The organism is Pseudoalteromonas sp. Scap06 (assembly GCF_013394165.1).
GTDB lineage: Bacteria > Pseudomonadota > Gammaproteobacteria > Enterobacterales > Alteromonadaceae > Pseudoalteromonas.
In genome coordinates this window covers 104,158-122,444 of sequence record NZ_CP041330.1, presented here as the reverse complement: position 1 = coordinate 122,444, position 18,287 = coordinate 104,158, and the positions used below count along the sequence as shown (strand labels likewise).

Annotated in this window: 14 protein-coding genes; 7 read left to right on the top strand and 7 right to left on the bottom strand. The window is 40.1% G+C overall.

Going from position 1 to position 18,287, the window contains the following annotated elements; genetic code table 11:
- Positions 1–79 precede the first annotated feature (79 nt).
- Together FLM47_RS00600 and FLM47_RS00595 are read left to right on the top strand one after the other, a co-directional pair.
- Positions 80–2,155, top strand: coding sequence for a TonB-dependent siderophore receptor (locus tag FLM47_RS00600; protein ID WP_178954552.1), 2,076 nt, complete (start codon positions 80–82; stop codon positions 2,153–2,155).
- Between the two features lie 135 nt (positions 2,156–2,290).
- The gene (locus tag FLM47_RS00595) at positions 2,291–3,232 is read left to right on the top strand and encodes a tetratricopeptide repeat protein (protein ID WP_178954550.1); all 942 of its coding nucleotides are present in this window, start codon (positions 2,291–2,293) and stop codon (positions 3,230–3,232) included.
- Positions 3,233–3,253: 21 nt separating this feature from the next.
- Here the strand turns inward: FLM47_RS00595 and FLM47_RS00590 are convergent, their stop codons facing one another.
- Positions 3,254–4,156: a DUF808 domain-containing protein gene (locus FLM47_RS00590; RefSeq protein WP_178954548.1), complete on the bottom strand. Its 903-nt coding sequence runs from the start codon at positions 4,154–4,156 to the stop codon at positions 3,254–3,256.
- A gap of 117 nt (positions 4,157–4,273) precedes the next feature.
- On the opposite strand from FLM47_RS00590, the gene FLM47_RS00585 reads away from it, so the two are divergent.
- From FLM47_RS00585 to FLM47_RS00565, 5 genes are all read left to right on the top strand, one after another.
- Positions 4,274–4,552, top strand: coding sequence for an MliC family protein (locus tag FLM47_RS00585; protein WP_138605415.1), 279 nt, complete (start codon positions 4,274–4,276; stop codon positions 4,550–4,552).
- Between the two features lie 67 nt (positions 4,553–4,619).
- Positions 4,620–6,650 carry a methyl-accepting chemotaxis protein gene (locus FLM47_RS00580; RefSeq protein ID WP_178954546.1) on the top strand — a complete coding sequence of 677 codons (2,031 nt, stop codon included), beginning with the start codon at positions 4,620–4,622 and terminating at the stop codon, positions 6,648–6,650.
- A 71-nt stretch (positions 6,651–6,721) separates the two neighbouring features.
- The gene (gene ubiD / locus FLM47_RS00575) at positions 6,722–8,188 is read left to right on the top strand and encodes a 4-hydroxy-3-polyprenylbenzoate decarboxylase (RefSeq protein WP_010392659.1); all 1,467 of its coding nucleotides are present in this window, start codon (positions 6,722–6,724) and stop codon (positions 8,186–8,188) included.
- 94 nt (positions 8,189–8,282) lie between these two features.
- Positions 8,283–8,996, top strand: coding sequence for an NAD(P)H-flavin reductase (gene fre / locus FLM47_RS00570; protein ID WP_178954544.1), 714 nt, complete (start codon positions 8,283–8,285; stop codon positions 8,994–8,996).
- Between the two features lie 151 nt (positions 8,997–9,147).
- Positions 9,148–9,561: a CBS domain-containing protein gene (locus tag FLM47_RS00565; protein ID WP_054202871.1), complete on the top strand. Its 414-nt coding sequence runs from the start codon at positions 9,148–9,150 to the stop codon at positions 9,559–9,561.
- A 45-nt stretch (positions 9,562–9,606) separates the two neighbouring features.
- Here FLM47_RS00565 and add read toward each other — a convergent pair whose 3' ends face one another.
- From add to FLM47_RS00535, 6 genes are all read right to left on the bottom strand, one after another.
- Positions 9,607–10,608, bottom strand: coding sequence for an adenosine deaminase (gene add / locus FLM47_RS00560; protein WP_010392653.1), 1,002 nt, complete (start codon positions 10,606–10,608; stop codon positions 9,607–9,609).
- A gap of 119 nt (positions 10,609–10,727) precedes the next feature.
- Complete coding sequence (locus FLM47_RS00555) at positions 10,728–13,394, bottom strand: ATP-binding protein (RefSeq protein ID WP_138605425.1); 2,667 nt, start codon at positions 13,392–13,394, stop codon at positions 10,728–10,730.
- A gap of 46 nt (positions 13,395–13,440) precedes the next feature.
- Positions 13,441–14,547 (bottom strand): heme biosynthesis HemY N-terminal domain-containing protein, encoded by a 1,107-nt coding sequence (locus tag FLM47_RS00550; protein ID WP_178954542.1) that lies wholly within the window; start codon positions 14,545–14,547, stop codon positions 13,441–13,443.
- Positions 14,544–16,382, bottom strand: coding sequence for a uroporphyrinogen-III synthase (locus FLM47_RS00545; protein WP_178954540.1), 1,839 nt, complete (start codon positions 16,380–16,382; stop codon positions 14,544–14,546). Before FLM47_RS00545 ends, FLM47_RS00550 begins: the two co-directional genes overlap by 4 nt.
- The gene (gene hemC, locus FLM47_RS00540; RefSeq protein WP_178954538.1) at positions 16,382–17,320 is read right to left on the bottom strand and encodes a hydroxymethylbilane synthase; all 939 of its coding nucleotides are present in this window, start codon (positions 17,318–17,320) and stop codon (positions 16,382–16,384) included. Before hemC ends, FLM47_RS00545 begins: the two co-directional genes overlap by 1 nt.
- Before the next feature lie 59 nt (positions 17,321–17,379).
- Positions 17,380–18,285 carry a DUF2914 domain-containing protein gene (locus FLM47_RS00535; RefSeq protein ID WP_178954536.1) on the bottom strand — a complete coding sequence of 302 codons (906 nt, stop codon included), beginning with the start codon at positions 18,283–18,285 and terminating at the stop codon, positions 17,380–17,382.
- Between the last annotated feature and the right edge of the window lie 2 nt (positions 18,286–18,287).

Below are 18,287 nucleotides of genomic sequence, written 5' to 3'. Positions count from 1 at the left end.
AGATATTGCAAATGATAGTTGTTTTCATTAAGATCTGCGGCGTTTTACTACTCTAATAATTCTAAGCCGGAAGCCACTAATGAAACTTAACCCTCTTTTTATTGCACTTTTAGCCAGCACCTCTGCAAATGCATTTGCCAACACCGCAAATATAGAACGCATTGAAGTTAAAGGTAGCTACTTCAACGACTACAAAGTAGATAATGCCAGTGGGGCAATGAGAACCTCAACCTCATTACTCGATACCGCACAGTCAGTTACCGTAATCACTGACACAATCGTTAATGAGCAACTAGCAACCACTCTTGGTGAAGTATTGACCAATGATGCTAGTTTAACTGCAGGGTCTAAACAACGAAACAGAGAAGTATTTAACTTACGTGGTTTTCAATTAAGCTCATCAACCGGCTACCTGCGTGATGGCCACCAGCATTGGTCTCATTACCAACAACCCATTGAAATTTTAGAGCAAGTAGAAGTTATTAAAGGCCCTTCAAGTATTTTATATGGGCAATCAGGCCCCGGTGGCCTAGTTAACATGGTAACTAAAAAGCCAACTGCACAAACGCTATTTAGTGCCAGTGCCGATGTTGACCAACATGGTTCAACTCGCTTTATGCTTGATGCTGGCGGCGCACTCACCGAGGCTGAAGATTTACGTGCCCGTGGTGTATTAGTAAAACAAGATGTTGAATACTGGCGAGAATACCAAAATGGTGATAACCGCGAACGCGATCGCTTCTTAGGTGCCTTAGTGGTTGATTACGATATTAGCGATAATGCCCTAGTACGTGTTCATTATGATCGCACTGATGACGAAGCAGGCTTAGATACTGGCGCTTGGATAGATAATGATGCCAACATTATTGGTGATGACAAAACAATTCGTGATATGTCATGGGCCTTTACCGACATTACTGTTGAAAACATGGGTATTGATTTCAAAGTATTTTTAACCGATAACTGGCAAGTTAATTTAGGCTACAATGAGCAAACGTTTGAACGTCAGCGCTTTGAGTCAGCACCACGTAAGCCAAGTGACTTTATCGAAGGTGATAGTTACCAGTCACGTCCTTACGATCGCTATGATGATTGGCAGTTTAAAACTGCTTTTATTGACTTCATTGGCGAATTTGAAACCTTGGGTGTACATCATCAATTACTTGTAGGTGCTAACTCACTGGATTATTACTACGGCCAATTACGCACATCTGCTGATACGATTAATTTTTCTGCCGGTCAAAATGAGCCTAATCGCCCTAATATTAGTTACAAATCAGATGACACTATTAGCTCGTCTGCTTACGACTATTACGGGATTTATATCCAAGATTTAATTTCATTCTCACCAGAATGGCAAGTATCGCTAGGTGGTCGTTACGATAAACAAAGTAGAGAAAACAGCAATAACGAATCGTTCGTACCTAAGGTCGGCGTACTTTACCACCCTCATGCCTCTGCAACTGTTTATGCAAGTTACTCAGAAGGATTTGAGCCGCAAAACGAAACATTAGTAAATGAAAAAGATGTTAATAACGGTATGAAGCTCGATGCTATTACCTCTGAGCAAAAGGAAATTGGGGTAAAATGGCAACTGTTTGATGAACGATTAATGCTTAGCGGTGCCTTATTTGATATTAGCAAAACAGGCACCTTAGTGAGCGAAGAGCTGGTTAACCCTATCGGTGATATAACGAGCATCACCACGCAGGCAGGTGAGCAACGCCATAAAGGCTTTGAGCTTGCAGCTCAAGGTGCTGCAACTGACCGTTTATTTGTTATGGCATCAACCATGTATTTAGATGCTAACTATGAGCGTGATGAAGAATTAGAGGGCAAACGCCCAACTGATGCACCAAAATGGTCTGCCTCTTTATGGACACGTTATGAACTCAATGACGCTGTTGCTTTGAATGCCGGTGCTTTTTATGAGGGTGAACGTTTTGCTGATAATGCTAACACCGTAACAAAAGAGGGTTATACTCGTGTTGATATTGGCGCAACCTACAAGCTTAACTTAAGTAACAAAGATATTAACTTACGTTTAAACATTGAGAACTTATTCGATAAAAACTACCTAGCCGGTGGCGGTTTAAATAACGTTACCGTAGGTGAAGGCACAAGTGTGCGTTTAGCCGCACAATTTAGCTTCTAAGCTCATTCTTTATATAGCCCATATCAAAAAGTATGGGCTTTATAAACCAATCCTTTATGACATAATTACTTACAGTTTGCTGCTTTACTAATTTATCACTTGCTCTAAAGTTGTAAATTAACAAGGAGCCTTATTATGTTGCTTTTCAATACTGGTCAGTCATTTCCTCATTTTACACACGTTCAGTGCTGCCCTGGCTGCAACAGCAACAGCTATCACTTAGTTAATCAAAGCCGCTTTTTACGCTTTACCATTTTTCCTATATTTCCGATAAAGTTAAGTTATAAACGCGAGTGCTATCAATGCGGACATAGTGAGGCTATCAATATTAAGACGTTACCTCTGTTTGAGAAGCTTAGCCTACCAAAATACTGTATTGGATTAATTTTATTACTATGGGGGGCGTTATTTTTTTATCAAAAGCACCTCAACACTGAAGCACTAAAACAAAGCTATTTAACCTCCCCAAAAGCTTATGATACCTATTTAGTCAAAGCCGATAAATTCACTCACGAACCATGGACACTCACTAATTTAAAAGTTGCGCAAGTACTCAGCTTTGATGAGCAATTTATAACGTTTCAGGTGAGTAATTACAGCTATAAGCGCACTAGTGCCATTACCACAGCGATGCGTGCAAGTTTATTGGTACAAAGAGATTACTTTTCTTCTCAAACTATTACCCTGCCTCGTAATGAGATAAAACGTTTATACGAAGATGACATTATATTTGACGTGCTACGCCCACAAGCATATTCACTTTATGGCGGGTTTGTGATGTTTCCACCTAAACCTAAACCTCTTTATAAAGGCTTAAAACTTGATGAAAATAATCAGCAAGGGATTATTTACTATAAAGATAAGCAATATAACGAAGCGCTTGAAAGCTTTAACCTAGCAGCAAACTCAGGCTCACAATGGGGTCAACTAAATCTTGCTCAGATGTATCGTGATGGACAAGGTACAAAAAAGAACATTCAGCAGGCGATTTATTGGTATAAAAAAGCCATTGCTCAAGGTAATAGCAAAGCTATATACGAACTTGAGCAACTATGCAAAACAACTCAGTGCGAATAAAATAAAGTAGCGTTACCACCGCTACTTATTTGCTTTAAATAACTTAGTATAAGCGACATGCGCAATCACAATAACCAAACCAGCACCTATTCCTAACAGTCCGTCAAATACTAAAGGGGCTAGTATTTCTCCTGTGCTACCAGCAACCGACTGCGCATAATGAGTTACATCCACTTGGGTATGATGCAAAAGCTCAATTGCGTGTACTAAAATTCCACCACCCACTAAAAACATCGCCACCGTGCCCGCAAAGGCTAAAAACTGCATTAACCGTGGGGCTGCAGCTAATAAGGCTTTACCGAGTAATTCTTTAAACTTACTTGCGGAGAGTTTGGATTGATTAAGTAAATATAAACCTGCATCATCAAGCTTTACAATCCCTGCTACCAGTCCATAAACACCAATCGTCATAATGATGGCAATCACACTCAATACCAGCGCCTGATTGATTAATGTCGCCCCTGCGACCGTGCCTAATGTAATAACAATAATTTCAGCGGAAAGAATAAAATCAGTACGAATGGCGCCTTTAACTTTTTGTTTTTCATACTCTGCCAGATCTAAATTTTCAGCACCTTCTGTTGCTTCTGCATGATGAGATAAAAATATTTTTTCTGCGCCTTCAAAACATAAAAATAAGCCACCTATCATTAAAAGTGGGGTAATTAGCCAAGGCAACCACACACTAATTAATAACGCAGCAGGGACTAATATGGCTTTATTTAAAAACGACCCCTTTGCCACTGCCCATACAACGGGCAGCTCCCTATCAGCAGTAACCCCAGTAACTTGCTGAGCATTAAGCGCCAAATCATCACCAAGTACTCCGGCTGTTTTCTTTGTCGCAACTTTACTCATGGTCGCAATATCATCCAGCAAAGTCGTTATATCATCCAATAATGTTAAAAGGTTGGTGCCAGCCATGAAATTTCCTAACTAAAAATAAGATCTTAAACATAACGTAAAGCTATATTTTCACCAACGGTTAATTTAGCTTTGTTAAGCTCTTAATTAAACAAGGGACTCAAGAAGGCACAGCCAATGAAACACGCTATCGTTATTATTGCTCTAATAGCTTTGACTGCATGCAATAAGCAGCCAGTTACAAATAACTATGTTTGCGATAACGCACCTGCAAAACTTGATATTATTAGCAACAAGCAAGCAAAGCTGAGCTTTTATGACCATGATTACATATTGAATCATGAGGTGAGTGCTTCAGGCAGTAAATACATTAATCAAGAGGTGTTATTTTGGAGTAAAGGAGAACAAGCAATGCTAATAATTAACGGCAAAAAATACCAATGCAGCAACAATTAACCAATAGCTAACATCGCATTAAAAAACTTGCTACACTAACAAAAGTCTTAATATTGTTGATAAAGTTATGCAATCTCTCGCTATAAAACACAAAATAATTTTAGCCTTTTCAGCCATTGGCTTGTTGATACTAACCAGCTGCATATTTTTTTACTGGTCGCTCAATCAAATTAGTACCACTAACACGCGTATAGAAACGTTGGCAGTGCCTGTACAACAAGCAAGTAAAGACCTTCGTTTATCACTCCTTTCTATTACTAAATTTAATGCCATTGCTTATAGCCAAACTAAACTTAATTTACTACTGCAAAATAAAAAACAGGCACACGCTGAACAAACGCAGTTTTTTAGTAAATTAGAAACACTAAAAACACAAGTTGCCCAGCAGCAAGGCATGCAAACATTACTTAAAGCTATTAACAAAGACTTTGCCCAGCTAAATACAATAAGCAACCAAATGCTTGCAGCAAAAGAGCAACGTTTTAAGGCGCAAAGCTCAGCCGCAGCACTAACAATTACGTTCAATGAACAGCTTCGTGAGCTCAGCAACCGCTTGCTTGATATAGAGCTCATAAACGTGGAGAGTAACCAACAATCACTTTTAGATGCGGTATTTGGCACTGCGACTCGTGTTGATGATTTATTATTTACTTTAAATAATAACGTTAAAGGGATTGGGCAAATAACCACTTCAGAAAATATAAACGATCATCAACAAGACACCTCTTTTTTACTCGACAATATTAAATCTAATCTTAGTTACTTAGAGCAACAAGCCACCCCAATTGCTAATAAACTCAACACAAATGAGCTTATTACAGCATTTGATGATTTAAGCAGCCTATTAAATAATCCTGATGGGTTGTATGCCTTGCAAAATACTGTGCTCAATAATAAAGACAAAGTTGATCAGCGTTTTGAAAGCTTTCAAAACGCCTTTATTAGTATTGAAAATCAATTGATTGAGCTTAATAAACTTGCTGACACGCGCTTTAACTTTCTACAAGAGAGCGCTAAATCAGCAATTAATACTGGCTCTAGCTTAGTGATTATTATTGCGTTTGTATTAATTACTTTGCTGATTATTATTTCAGTATTTACTACTAACGCCATGCTAAAACCGCTTAAAAAGGTGAATAAAGAACTTGCTCGCATAGCCTCAGGTGACTTTTCTCAGCGTAGCAATCCTCATAGTAAAGATGAATTTGGTACGCTGATGCACAACACTAATAAGCTTTGTGATGATTTAACTCACTTAATAAAAGCCATTAGTAACGACGCTTACGAACTCGATAATTCAGCTATTCAAACCAGCGAAAAAGGCCAGCAAATGACTATTGTTGCTAAGCAACAGCTAGAACGTAGTGCACAAGCAACCTCATTAGCACAGCAAATGTTGCAAAGTTCTCAAGCCGTATACGAACAAGCGCAAAGCACCTCTAATGAAATTACTAATGCCTCGCAATTTGCCAATGACGTTAACGACATTGCAAATAATAATAGCCAAAGCATTGAAGCACTTTTAAATCGCTTAGATAAAGCAGTAAGCAGTACAGAAGAACTAGCCCAGTATACGCAACTAATTGGTGCCATTGTTGATACCATTAGCAGTATTGCAGAGCAAACTAATTTACTGGCACTTAATGCCGCAATTGAAGCTGCACGTGCTGGTGAGCATGGCCGCGGATTTGCCGTAGTAGCAGATGAAGTACGCTCGCTTGCAGCTCGCACACAAAGCTCTACAAGCGAAATTACCACCATGATTAACACTCTACAGCAGCATACTCAAACCACTCAAACTGAAATAAATGATGGGCAACAGCAAGCTAAGCATTGCGTTGAAAACAGTACTGAACTAAATAGTGCTGTTGAGCGTATTAAGAGCACGCTGGTATCGGTTAATGCTATGAGTAAAGAGATTGCGAGTGCCTCACATGAACAACTGGCAAACAGCACCGATATTCAACAAATAATGGCTAAGGTAACCGAGCAGGCTACCTTAAATGCCAACAATGCAACGACCCTAGCAAGCGAAAGTGAAGACGTTAACCAACTTGCACACTCGTTAAAAGGTGCAGTAGAGCGCTTTAAGTTTTAAGCGCAGCTAATGACTTGGCTTGTATGAACTGGGTATAATACTTTTAACTTTTTGCTAAGTAACGGCCCACAATGAAATACAAAGATCTGCGCGATTTTATCGATTTACTTGAGAAACGAGGCGAGTTAAAACGCATCAGCCAAGAAATCGACCCGTATCTTGAGATGACCGAAATTGCTGACCGCACACTGCGTGCCGAAGGCCCTGCTTTATTATTTGAAAACCCTAAAGGGTACGACATTCCCGTTTTAGCTAACTTGTTTGGTACCCCAAAGCGTGTAGCTATGGGTATGGGCCAAGAAGATGTGAGTGAATTACGTGAAGTTGGAAAATTACTCGCATTTCTAAAAGAGCCTGAGCCGCCAAAAGGCATTAAAGAAGCGCTCGGACAAATTCCGGTATTCAAGCAAGTACTTAATATGCCGGCTAAAGAAGTTAAAAAAGCCCCCTGCCAACAAGTTATTTTACAAGGTGACGACGTTGACTTAACTAAGTTTCCTATTCAGCACTGCTGGCCTGGCGATGCTGCACCTTTGATTACTTGGGGTTTAACCGTTACCAAAGGACCTCACAAAAAGCGCCAAAATTTAGGGATTTATCGTCAACAGCTATTGGGTAAAAATAAAATCATTATGCGTTGGTTATCTCATCGCGGTGGCGCGCTTGATTTTCAAGAGTGGTGTAAAGAACACCCTGGTCAGCCCTACCCTGTTTCGGTGGCATTAGGTGCAGATCCTGCGACTATTTTAGGTGCTGTTACCCCCGTTCCAGATACGTTAAGCGAATATGCCTTTGCAGGTTTACTACGTGGTAGTAAAACTGAAGTAGTTAAGTCAATCTCGAATGATTTACAAGTACCAGCCAGTGCAGAAATCGTACTTGAAGGGCATATTATGCCTGGAGAGATGGCGCCGGAAGGTCCATATGGCGACCACACAGGATACTACAACGAAGTCGACGACTTCCCAGTTATGACGGTCACTCATATTACACATCGTAAAGACCCTATTTACCATAGTACTTTTACTGGCCGTCCGCCGGATGAGCCGGCTATTTTAGGGGTGGCATTAAACGAAGTATTCGTACCAATCTTACAAAAGCAATTTCCAGAAATTGTCGATTTTTATTTACCGCCAGAAGGTTGTTCGTACCGTATGGCCGTGGTAACAATGAAAAAACAATATCCAGGTCACGCCAAGCGCGTAATGATGGGGGTTTGGTCATTCCTACGACAATTTATGTACACTAAGTTTGTTATTGTCTGTGATGATGATATTAACGCTAGAGATTGGAACGATGTAATTTGGGCTATCACTACTCGTATGGACCCTGCGCGCGACACGACGTTAATTGAAAACACGCCAATTGATTATTTAGATTTTGCATCGCCCGTATCTGGCCTAGGTTCAAAAATGGGTATGGATGCAACAAATAAATGGCCTGGTGAAACAACTCGAGAATGGGGCGAACCTATTGTAATGGATCAAGCCACTAAAGATCGTGTTGATGAGCTTTGGGATAGTTTAGATATTCTCTAACGACTTTGGTCTAGGGCTCTAGGCTGTAAACTCACCCTGCGGATATGCTATTATTGCTCAAATAAAGTGCGTATCCGCTAATTTAAGGTAAAACATGCAAACATTACTCGCTGAAGTTGTTTCTATCAGCCCACTCACAGAATTTGTTCATAAAGTTATTTTAAAGCCGCAACAGCCTGTAGCATTTGAAGCTGGTCAATATTTACAGTTGGTTTTAGGTGAAAAAGATAAACGTGCGTTTTCAATCGCGAGTCGCCCCTCACAAACTGATGCATTAGAATTACACATTGGCGCATCAAACGCAGACTCTTACGCGATGCAATCATTAGAACACCTTCGTAGTGCCCACAACGAGAACCAAACCGTAACTATTGAAGCAGGTTTAGGTATTTCTCAGCTGCGTTTGCAGTGCGAGCGTCCAATTATTTTACTCGCCGGCGGTACTGGTTTTTCTTACGCAAAGTCAATGGCCGAGCATTTAGCTGAAATCAACTGTGAGCGCCCGGTGCTATTTTACTGGGGCGTAAAAGAAGAGTCGGCGCTGTATGCACATACCGAAATGCAAGCATGGGCAGATAGCCGTGAAAACTTTAAATTTATTCCTGTCGTAGAGCATCCTACCGACAACTGGACTGGCCACACTGGTTATGTTCATAAAGCGGTGATGAACGATATCATCTCGTTAGAACCTTACGATATTTACATGGCAGGTCGTTTTGACATGATTGGCATAGTACGTGATGATTTTATAAATCATGGCGCTACTCGTGAAAACATGTACGCAGATGCATTCGCGTTCATAAAGTAACACCAGTTTAAGGTACCTTAGGGTGCCTTAATTGTTTTAATTGCTAGAACTGTGATTGTTATTACCTATTAAGCTCATCAACATAAACAATTTCCTAAAATCCAATCTATAAACCATACTTTGTACAGAACATTAAGCGGGAGAAACCTAAATGTTAAATACAAAAGTAAAAGATTTTATGCAACATAAGTTGCCTCATATCACCCCTAATACAGAAATGACCACAGCCATAGCAGAGCTAGAAAAATTTAAACTACTAGGCGCGCCGGTATTTGATGATAATAAGGTGCTCGTTGGCTTTATCTCAGAGCAAGAATTACTTAAACCCTTAATGCAAAGTAGTTATTTTTGTGATGGTATGGTTAAAGTATCGCAGTTGATGCAAACAGATGTGGTAACCGTGCACGGCGATACCAATATTATGGAATTAGCAGAACAAATGAAGCCTGGTAAACCTAAAAATTATCCCGTGATCGATGGCGGTGTAGTGGTAGGTATGATTAGCCGTGCCGATATATTAAAAGCACTTTATAATAATTACGTTAGTTGTAATGCGCACATATAAAAAAATGCCACTGTAAACAGTGGCATTTTTAATTATATAGACAATTTAACGCTGTGCGACTTTAGCTTTAAGTGCATTTTTATCAGCGTCACTTAAATAGGCAATTTCCAGCGCATTCGCTTGCGCTTTTTCCATATCAGCTTGTGACAAACCTGCTTTTGGTGCTGCCACTGCGTACTCGTACTCAATTTCAATGCCTTCAACAGCTGGGTCATCCGTGTTAAGACAAGCTAAAATACCATGATCTAAAAACTGCTTAAGTGGGTGTTTGGTTAAATCATTCACTGTACTGGTTTGAATATTACTGGTTAAGCACGATTCAATACCAATACGGTTATCGCGTAAATAATCCATTAGTTTTGGATCTTCAATCGCTTTAACACCATGGCCTATTCTGCTTGCGCCAAGCTCGTTTAATGCTTGCCAAATACTTGGAGCACCTAACGCTTCACCAGCATGCACAGTAACAGCCAAATATGCATCACGTACTTGCTTAAAATGATCAACAAACAACTCGCCAGGATAACCAATCTCATCACCGGCCAAATCCACTGCAACCAAATCATTTTTAAAGGCAAGTAACGCGTCCAACTCGTGCTGACAGGTTTTAACTCCGTATGTACGAGACAAAATACCAATTAAGTTTGCTTTTATATCAGTATCTTTTGTTGCACTTCGGATACCATCAACCACTGCTTCAACAACGCCTTGAGGGTGTAATCCTTGGCTTTGAGCCATATAATAAGGACTAAAACGCAGCTCTACATAATCAAGACCCTGCGCTTGTGCATCTTCAATGTTTTCTATCGCAATACGTCTACAGGCATCGTAATCACCTAGTACCGTCACTCCCCAGTCAAGCTTTTGTAAAAATGCCATTAAGTTTGGCTCAGGATCAATAACCTGAACATGGGGAATAAGTGCTTCAACATTGTCCGCTGGTAAAGCGATATTAAACTGACGACCAAGTTCTAGTATGGTTTGCGCGCGTACATTACCATCTAAATGACGGTGAATATCTAGCAAAGGTATTTTTCTATTGATCATAATAGCTACTCGGTTGAATTAAAATTGCGCGAATGATACGCAGGTACAGTAATATTTCAAGTGTAGAATACTTAAAATAGCGCTTGGAGGTCTTATGTCTGCTTTTTATATAAAAAGAGTTAACGTGATAAATAAAACCAAATCATTTTAAACAGTGCATCTGCATCAATAGGTTTAGTTATATAGTTATCCATTCCGACGTTAATCGCTTTTTTAGCATCTTCTTCGTGCGCATTAGCAGATAGGCCAATAATAGGTAAATCTAAAAAGCCTAACTCATTACGAATCACTTTTGTTGCTTTTAAGCCATCCATTTGTGGCATTTGAATATCCATTAATACTAAGTCGTATCTTTTATCGCTTAGCATTTTAATCGCTTCAAGTCCGTTATTAGCAATATCTACAACACCCTGCTTGGTTTCTAAAATAGCGGTGGCCACATGTTGATTTAATGGGTTGTCTTCAACGAGTAGTAAGCGATACTTCGCCAGTGATAGGTTGCTTATATCTATTTTATCTAACTTACCTGAATAATATTGTGCTTTAGGTAGCGGAGAATGGAGCGGTAAACTAAAGGTAAAAGTAGAGCCGTGACCCTCACTACTTTTTAAATCAATTGCTCCTCCCATCAGCTCTACTAATTTTTTACAAATACTTAAACCAAGCCCTGTGCCACCAAACTGGCGTGAGGTTGAACTATCAGCCTGAGAGAATGGGTTAAATAGCTGTTTTTGTGCCTCCTCACTAATTCCAATCCCCGTATCATTGACACTAAAATAAGTCATTTTTGCTGACTGCCAAATCTTTAATGTGATACTACCCTTAGCAGTAAACTTAACGGCATTATTTAATAAGTTCAGCAGCACCTGCTTTAAACGAATAGGATCGGTATTAACAACTAAAGGAGCATCATTATCAACCTCAACTTGTAGTGACAAGGGCTTATTACTAACTTCAAAATGCATTAAACTCATAACTTCTTTTGCCAATAACTTTAACTCTACAGACTCTTGTACTAACTCAAGCTTGCCCGCTTCCATTTTTGAAAAATCGAGCACATCATTTAGCACTCTCAATAAGACACTGACCGCACCGTCAGCTTGCTCTATGTAAGTTTTTGCTAATGACCAGTCCTGCTGTTGCAGTGCTAAGTAATGCATGCCTTTAATACCGTTAATTGGGGTACGAATTTCGTGGCTCATATTAGCTAAAAACTGACTTTTTATCTCACTGGCTTCATCCGCTTTCTGCTTTTCCTGACGCAAAGTTAGTGTTTGCTTTGCAACTTGTTCGCGTATACGAACATTGGTGGCGACCACTGAAATTAAAAACATAATCAATAGCCAAACAAATAGCATACCTACTATCTGTGCTAGCCAATAAATTAGCCAGGTTGATTGCGTTTTAGGTTGGTATATTTCTACTTGCCACAACCTATGGCCAATTAACAACTGATAATCTTTTAGCAACGTCATTGAGTCATGCTCAACGCTATAAAGAGCCTGTTTATTATCTGCTTTATTGATATCAGTAAAACCAATCGCAACTTCATTACCGCTATCAAACGAAAGTGCCTCAGACAACTTAGCTAAACTCACCAAGGCAATTACAAACCCTTTAAAGTCACCTTCAATATCAGGAGCACCAAAGACAGGAGAAATAAAAAGCACGCTTAATTCCTCGTCTGCAGGAGCTAGCTTAAATGGCTCACTCAATACCAGCTCATTAAGAATTTTTGCTTTATTGAGTGCATCACGAATATGTAAATCAGAGTTCAAATCAAAGCCCAGCAGATCTTGCATATTCTTTATGGGGTAAATATATTTTATGGGGTAATAAGTATTGCTAAAGAGCGCGGGTTGCCATTGACCATTCGCCATCCTTTGCTTTATAACGACACTTTTGTCCCATTGGGCAGGTTCGTTAATAGAATTAGCTGTGATCATTGGCACCCAATTTAACGCTAAAATTTCTTCATTGTAGCTCAACTGCTTAGAGGTAAAATGATTAAACTCATCGAGAATAACCTGATCACTACTTGCTAAAAATGCACCTAACAAAGATAGATGAGCAGCCACTTCATCTAACTTTTGATTAATGGCACTTTGTGCCATCAACACTTTATCTTCTTGCTTTTGAATGTCTTTTTGTTTTTTTACACTTGCTGCGCCATAAAAGCTAACGCTAATAATGGCGTAAATAAGTAACGCAGGCAAAATAACCTGTAGCCGATGACGTAACTGCGAATAGTTAAATATGGCCAATACCAATGGAGTAAAAACAAGTACGCCAATTGAGTCACCTATCCACCAGGTAATAAAGGTACTAAGCGCAGCAGGTGGGCTAATTATATTATTGAAAAAAAGTAGACTGGTTCCAACACCTGCCGCTATTACACAACATAGTGGCCCACCAATCACCAAGCTTTGAATACTAAGTCTAAGAGAAGATAAATTAAGGGGGACTTTAATGACTCTGATAATGAGGAATGCACCTAGCCACGCCTGAAAAAAAACAGCACAGCTGACGGCAATAGCTTGCAATAAGACTTGCCAATTTAAAATATCAGCAGCATTGTCTAAGTGAATTAAATTAACAAACGCTGCGCCTGCAAAAATCCCCGCATAAGCACGGCGCCTCCATAGTAAAAAGCTTGCCAGCGCAATACCGGCTGGAGGCCAAGAGGCAACCGCATAACCATTAACGGCGAATAAAAAATTACTCAGGTAACCGCTAAAGAAATAAGCGCATGCGAGGCTAAAAGATAATGTAAATACATTTTTCACAACCGTCGCTCCTGCGCTTTTATTATTGATTTATAACTATAATTGATTATTGGTAGAGTACAAGTGCCTTATCTAATTGTGCACTGTGTTTATAACTTAATATCGCTTGTTGTCGGTACTGTGCTTTATTTTCGCTATTGAGTGCTTTGTCAAAAACACGTGCGGCTAAGTCATAATCACCTTGCGCATTAGCTAAACACGCTAACGCTAATAGTAACGCATTATTATGCTCATCTTTTTTCAGTCGCTCTTGAATGCTTGATTGCAACTTATAAGCATTACTTGGTACAGCTTCACTTAAAATGTGAGCCAGTTGTTCATGCTGTTTTTGCTTGAGTAATTTAACTAGCTCATTTTCGATGCTTGCTAATTGCCCTACTTTAGCCATTTGAGTTAAATAAGCCGTATGCGCATGCGCCTGCAACTTTTTACCTAAATGTTGATATTTAGCGGTTAACTCATCATTTGCTTGCGCAGCAAAATAAGCTAAAAACACTTGCTGCCACTGGGTATCATTCAAGGCGTTTTTGCGCAATAAACGCGGTAAAAAATCTTCAAGCAATTTAAAATGCTGTTGCTGCACTAAAACTTCGGTGTACAACTTCAAATCAAGCACCGTGGCTTTTTTAGATTCTGCTGCCACCCGTATTTGCGGTTCAATTACACTGCTGTCGCCACTAGCTAACCATAACTTAGCCACTTTAAGTTGTTGCTCTGGGCTGATTTCAAACAAACGTTCAAGCGCTTTATCAGGCTGGTTATTTGCCAGTGCGGTTTTTGCTAATAACGCTAAACGTATATCGGTAAATTTAGCAGGCACACTATTACTTGATAGCGCACTTTCTACTTGTTCGTAATCATCATTAATGAGACTCCACAATGCTTGCTCTATAGCCGCATGTTTACGCTCTTGGCTTCGCGCAAAAAAACCATGCTTAGTGTTTCTATAAATAGATAAACAATAACGCACTAGCTTGTAAGTTAAATACAAAGCTGCCGTACTCAGTGCTGCCATTATACAAAATGAAACAATCGTCCCCTCTATGGTGGTATTGTTAAATGAAATCAGCACATAGCCTTTTTCATCTAACACAAAGGGAGTAATCGCTAGCACCAACACAATAGCGACAATAAAAATAATCAGCCCTATCATTGTGCCCACTCCTTCACTTTTTGAGTGCTTTGCAGTGTTACTTGAGGGTTAAAGTTAAGCGATTCTTTTTCAAGATTGGCTAACGTCTGTATTACCACTTTTGTTGCATCGTCATCTTGTTTAAAGTATTCATTAACCAAACGTTTTGTATCATTCAAAGCGTTAAAATAAATACTAGCTTGTTTACCCATTAATGCGTCTTGCGCCTGAGTAATATTAAGCTTGATGCGCTGGGTAATTAAATGACGCTCTCGGTCAGTTAATAGTGGCTCAATTAATACGCCTTCATGATGGCGAATAGTAATAAAGCTATCGACTATTTTATTCCAACTATTACGAATGTTTTGTTGCCAATCACTAACATCTTCAGAGAGTGCATTCTCATCACTTATACTCGCCTCTTCAGGCAAATTAACCGCATTAAATACCAAGTCATCAATACGCTTTATTACGCTGTTTAATTGTAAATAAATCGCTTCTGTCGCAACGGGTTTAATATTGTCGAGTGTTTGTATGTCTTGTGTAATTGCTTGGCGTAACTCAAGCGTACCTGGATGATCGCTTAATAATGAGTCTAAACGTTTAAGCACGGCACTTGTGCCTAGGTAATCTTGTTCTGCCCACAGTTTAAATTCAGCCATGCGTTGCAAGCTGGTGACCTCTTGTGGATTTAATGTATTACCACTTTGCTGTACCTTTTGCAGTGCGGCTTTTAATACTTGTTGATTTTTTACAGAGTTCTCATTGAGTGCCATAGCGATTTGCTCTTCGCTATTAAGCAACGCTTGTTGCAAACTGAGTTGCTCAGACTTAAGCGTTTGCAGCTCTTGCTGCAATATCTTATTTTGCTCTGTTAATGCATTAACCGCTAAATTTTGCACTTTACCGGCATTAAGCTTTTGATAAAATTCATAACCCACACCACTGGCAACAAGCAAGGAAATCACTAACGCAACGCTACCTACTTTACTTACTTTTTGAGGAATATTTTGCGTTTGGTTATTCACTTTTGCAGACTCACTTTTAGTCGTATTTGAGGTGCTATTTGCTGTTGGCTTCGCTTCTTTTTCTACTTTTGACGTCGCTGACTGTTCACTCATTTTGCTACCTTGCTGATTAATGCAGGTAAACATAGCCTGGTCGCTAGCTCCTGCCGCAGTGTGTATATGGGTCGAATTTATTTTTTGTTGTTGTAAATAAGCACCAATGCGCTCACTGGCAACATAAAACTCGCACTGTTGTAACCATGTTAGTTGCGCCGCCGAGATAGTATTAAATATGGCGTCAACTGCAGCATTACTTGTAATGACTATACCGTGTACATTCTGGCTTTGCCAGTGGTCTATCCAGTTAGCTGAGCTAGGCTCTACTGGTTTACGTTGATACACCACACAATTATTTAAATGAGCACCACGTTGCTTCAAGGTTTTTGCTATTTCAGGTCGCCCGCCAATCCCTTTTACTAACACAATATTACTGCCGTCAACATCAGCCAAAGACTTAAGTGCGAGTAACCCTTCAGAGTCATGTTGTTTTGGTAGTGCGGCACGCACACCAAATACTTCATAAATAGTATCAGCTGTTTGTTGCCCAACCCCATAAAACTGTGCTTTGGTATTAATAGCAGGCTTAAGTGCATTTAATGCATGCACCGCATCCTGTGAAACAAAAATAATTTTGTCAGCGTTCACCAGCGGGCTTAATTCAACGTTTGTTGGCGTTAAGTAGGTTATTTTTAAAACAGGATATAAAGACGCTTGATAACCCGCTTGCTCAAGTTGCTGTGCAAGGGCTGCGCCTTTTCCTTCGGGCCGAGTTATCAAGATATGTTTCATTATGCGTCTCGATATACGTCAGCTAGAATTTTATCTGCGCCTTGTGCTAATAGTTTTTTAGCCAGCTCTATACCTAGCTTTTCAGCATCATCAACGTGACCGCTAATTTCATCGCGTAAAATTTCACTGCCATCAATCGCACCGACCAAACCACGTAAATGTACTTGGTTACCATCAACCAGTGCATAAGCACCAATTGGCACTTGGCAACCCCCTTCTAAATGGCGGTTCATTGCGCGCTCAGCGTTAACACGAATACGTGTTTCGTTATGCTCAAGCGGCGCTAACAATGCTTTTGTCACGCTATCGTCTATACGACACTCAATGCCTACAGCGCCTTGGCCATTAGCAGGTAACGAGACTTCTGGTTCAATAAAGTCACGAATACGCTCGCCCATCTCTAAACGAATTAGTCCTGCAGCTGCGAGTATAATGGCATCGTATTGGCCGCTATCAAGCTTAGCTAAACGTGTATTTACATTGCCACGTAAGTCGCGAATTTCTAAATCCGGACGCATCGCTCTAATTTGACACTGGCGACGTAAACTTGAAGTCCCCACAATAGCGCCTTGTGGTAGCGCATCAATATTGGCAAAGTTATTTGATACAAACGCATCACGCGGATCTTCACGCTCACAAATAGTGTGTAACTCTAAATCATCCGGAAATTCTACCGGCACATCTTTCATTGAATGCACTGCAATATCTGCACGGCCATCTAACATGGCTTGCTCTAACTCTTTTACAAATAAACCTTTGCCGCCAATTTTAGCTAGTGGTGTATCTAAAATAATGTCACCTTGAGTCGACATTGGCACGAGCTCTACACGCACGTCATCATGAAAATGCTCTAGCTGCGCTTTTACAAATTCAGCCTGCCAGAGTGCCAATGCACTTTTACGAGTGGCAATGCGAACTAACTTTGTTTTTTCAGTCATAAAATATCCATTAATAATTACTAGCTTTTAGAATTAAAACTTATTCAATCTAAGGCTATTTAATTTGCTAAAACTCTAAATTCTTTTTGAGCGATGAGCAGCCCGCTTTCATCAACTACATCAACGCGCCAATGCCCTAATTGAGTATCCATAATATTTTTAGTTGAGTACGTTCTGTAACGCGGAGAAGTGACCTTAAGTGCCACTTCAGCCATTACTTCACCTTCAAATAGCCACACATGTTTTACCTGCTGGCCCTGTAAGTTTTTAAGCTCACTAAAAAATGACAGCGACTCTTCAAATTGATTTAAACGCACATCGGCGGCAAATACATTGGTTGGCTCACGGTTACTGACACTGCGAGTCAGAACTGCACGGCTAATTGTGGCTGTATCTATTTTGGCTCCCACAGCTACACTAGCAATGTGTGCAGATGCAGCAAATTTCTTTTGCTCAACTGGCTTTGCACTAACAGTCTCAATTTCAGGGGCTTGAGTGTCTATTGCTGCAATGGTTGCTTCTTCAGGCTCAGCAGTGATCGTTGGCTCTACTTCTTGCTTAATAATACTTTGTTGAACTTCAGGCTCCGATGGTACCGGTTCAGTAATAGAAGCTGATTTTTGCTCAACTGAGGAAAAGGTTTTAGGGTCTGCAATCGCGACACTGCTTGCCTGCTCCTCATCTGCATCTATGGCTTTTTCACTCTCTACTGGTGCTGCATTATCATCGCTTAGCGACACAATTGCTGTTTGTTGCTCAGTAAAATCAAGCTGCTCATTAGGATGCGGCGTCCCTTGATCAGCATTCACGGCGCTAGACAGGCCGTAAATAACCGCTGCAGAGATCATAATCACCAACATAGAAATACTCACAATCCGACGCCAATGCCACTCATAGCTCACGTTGGGTTCGCTTACCTGTGGTTCACGTTTTACATTTGCTGTTATTACTATTTTTTGACTCATTT

Excerpts from the sequence above, each read along its gene's own strand:
- FLM47_RS00600 (WP_178954552.1), top strand. The coding sequence starts at position 80 with ATGAAACTTAACCCTCTTTTTATTGCACTTTTAGCCAGCACCTCTGCA.
- FLM47_RS00595 (WP_178954550.1), top strand. The coding sequence starts at position 2,291 with ATGTTGCTTTTCAATACTGGTCAGTCATTTCCTCATTTTACACACGTT.
- FLM47_RS00590 (WP_178954548.1), bottom strand. The coding sequence starts at position 4,156 with ATGGCTGGCACCAACCTTTTAACATTATTGGATGATATAACGACTTTG.
- FLM47_RS00585 (WP_138605415.1), top strand. The coding sequence starts at position 4,274 with ATGAAACACGCTATCGTTATTATTGCTCTAATAGCTTTGACTGCATGC.
- FLM47_RS00580 (WP_178954546.1), top strand. The coding sequence starts at position 4,620 with ATGCAATCTCTCGCTATAAAACACAAAATAATTTTAGCCTTTTCAGCC.
- ubiD (WP_010392659.1), top strand. The coding sequence starts at position 6,722 with ATGAAATACAAAGATCTGCGCGATTTTATCGATTTACTTGAGAAACGA.
- fre (WP_178954544.1), top strand. The coding sequence starts at position 8,283 with ATGCAAACATTACTCGCTGAAGTTGTTTCTATCAGCCCACTCACAGAA.
- FLM47_RS00565 (WP_054202871.1), top strand. The coding sequence starts at position 9,148 with ATGTTAAATACAAAAGTAAAAGATTTTATGCAACATAAGTTGCCTCAT.
- add (WP_010392653.1), bottom strand. The coding sequence starts at position 10,608 with ATGATCAATAGAAAAATACCTTTGCTAGATATTCACCGTCATTTAGAT.
- FLM47_RS00550 (WP_178954542.1), bottom strand. The coding sequence starts at position 14,547 with ATGATAGGGCTGATTATTTTTATTGTCGCTATTGTGTTGGTGCTAGCG.
- FLM47_RS00545 (WP_178954540.1), bottom strand. The coding sequence starts at position 16,382 with ATGAAACATATCTTGATAACTCGGCCCGAAGGAAAAGGCGCAGCCCTT.
- hemC (WP_178954538.1), bottom strand. The coding sequence starts at position 17,320 with ATGACTGAAAAAACAAAGTTAGTTCGCATTGCCACTCGTAAAAGTGCA.
- FLM47_RS00535 (WP_178954536.1), bottom strand. The coding sequence starts at position 18,285 with ATGAGTCAAAAAATAGTAATAACAGCAAATGTAAAACGTGAACCACAG.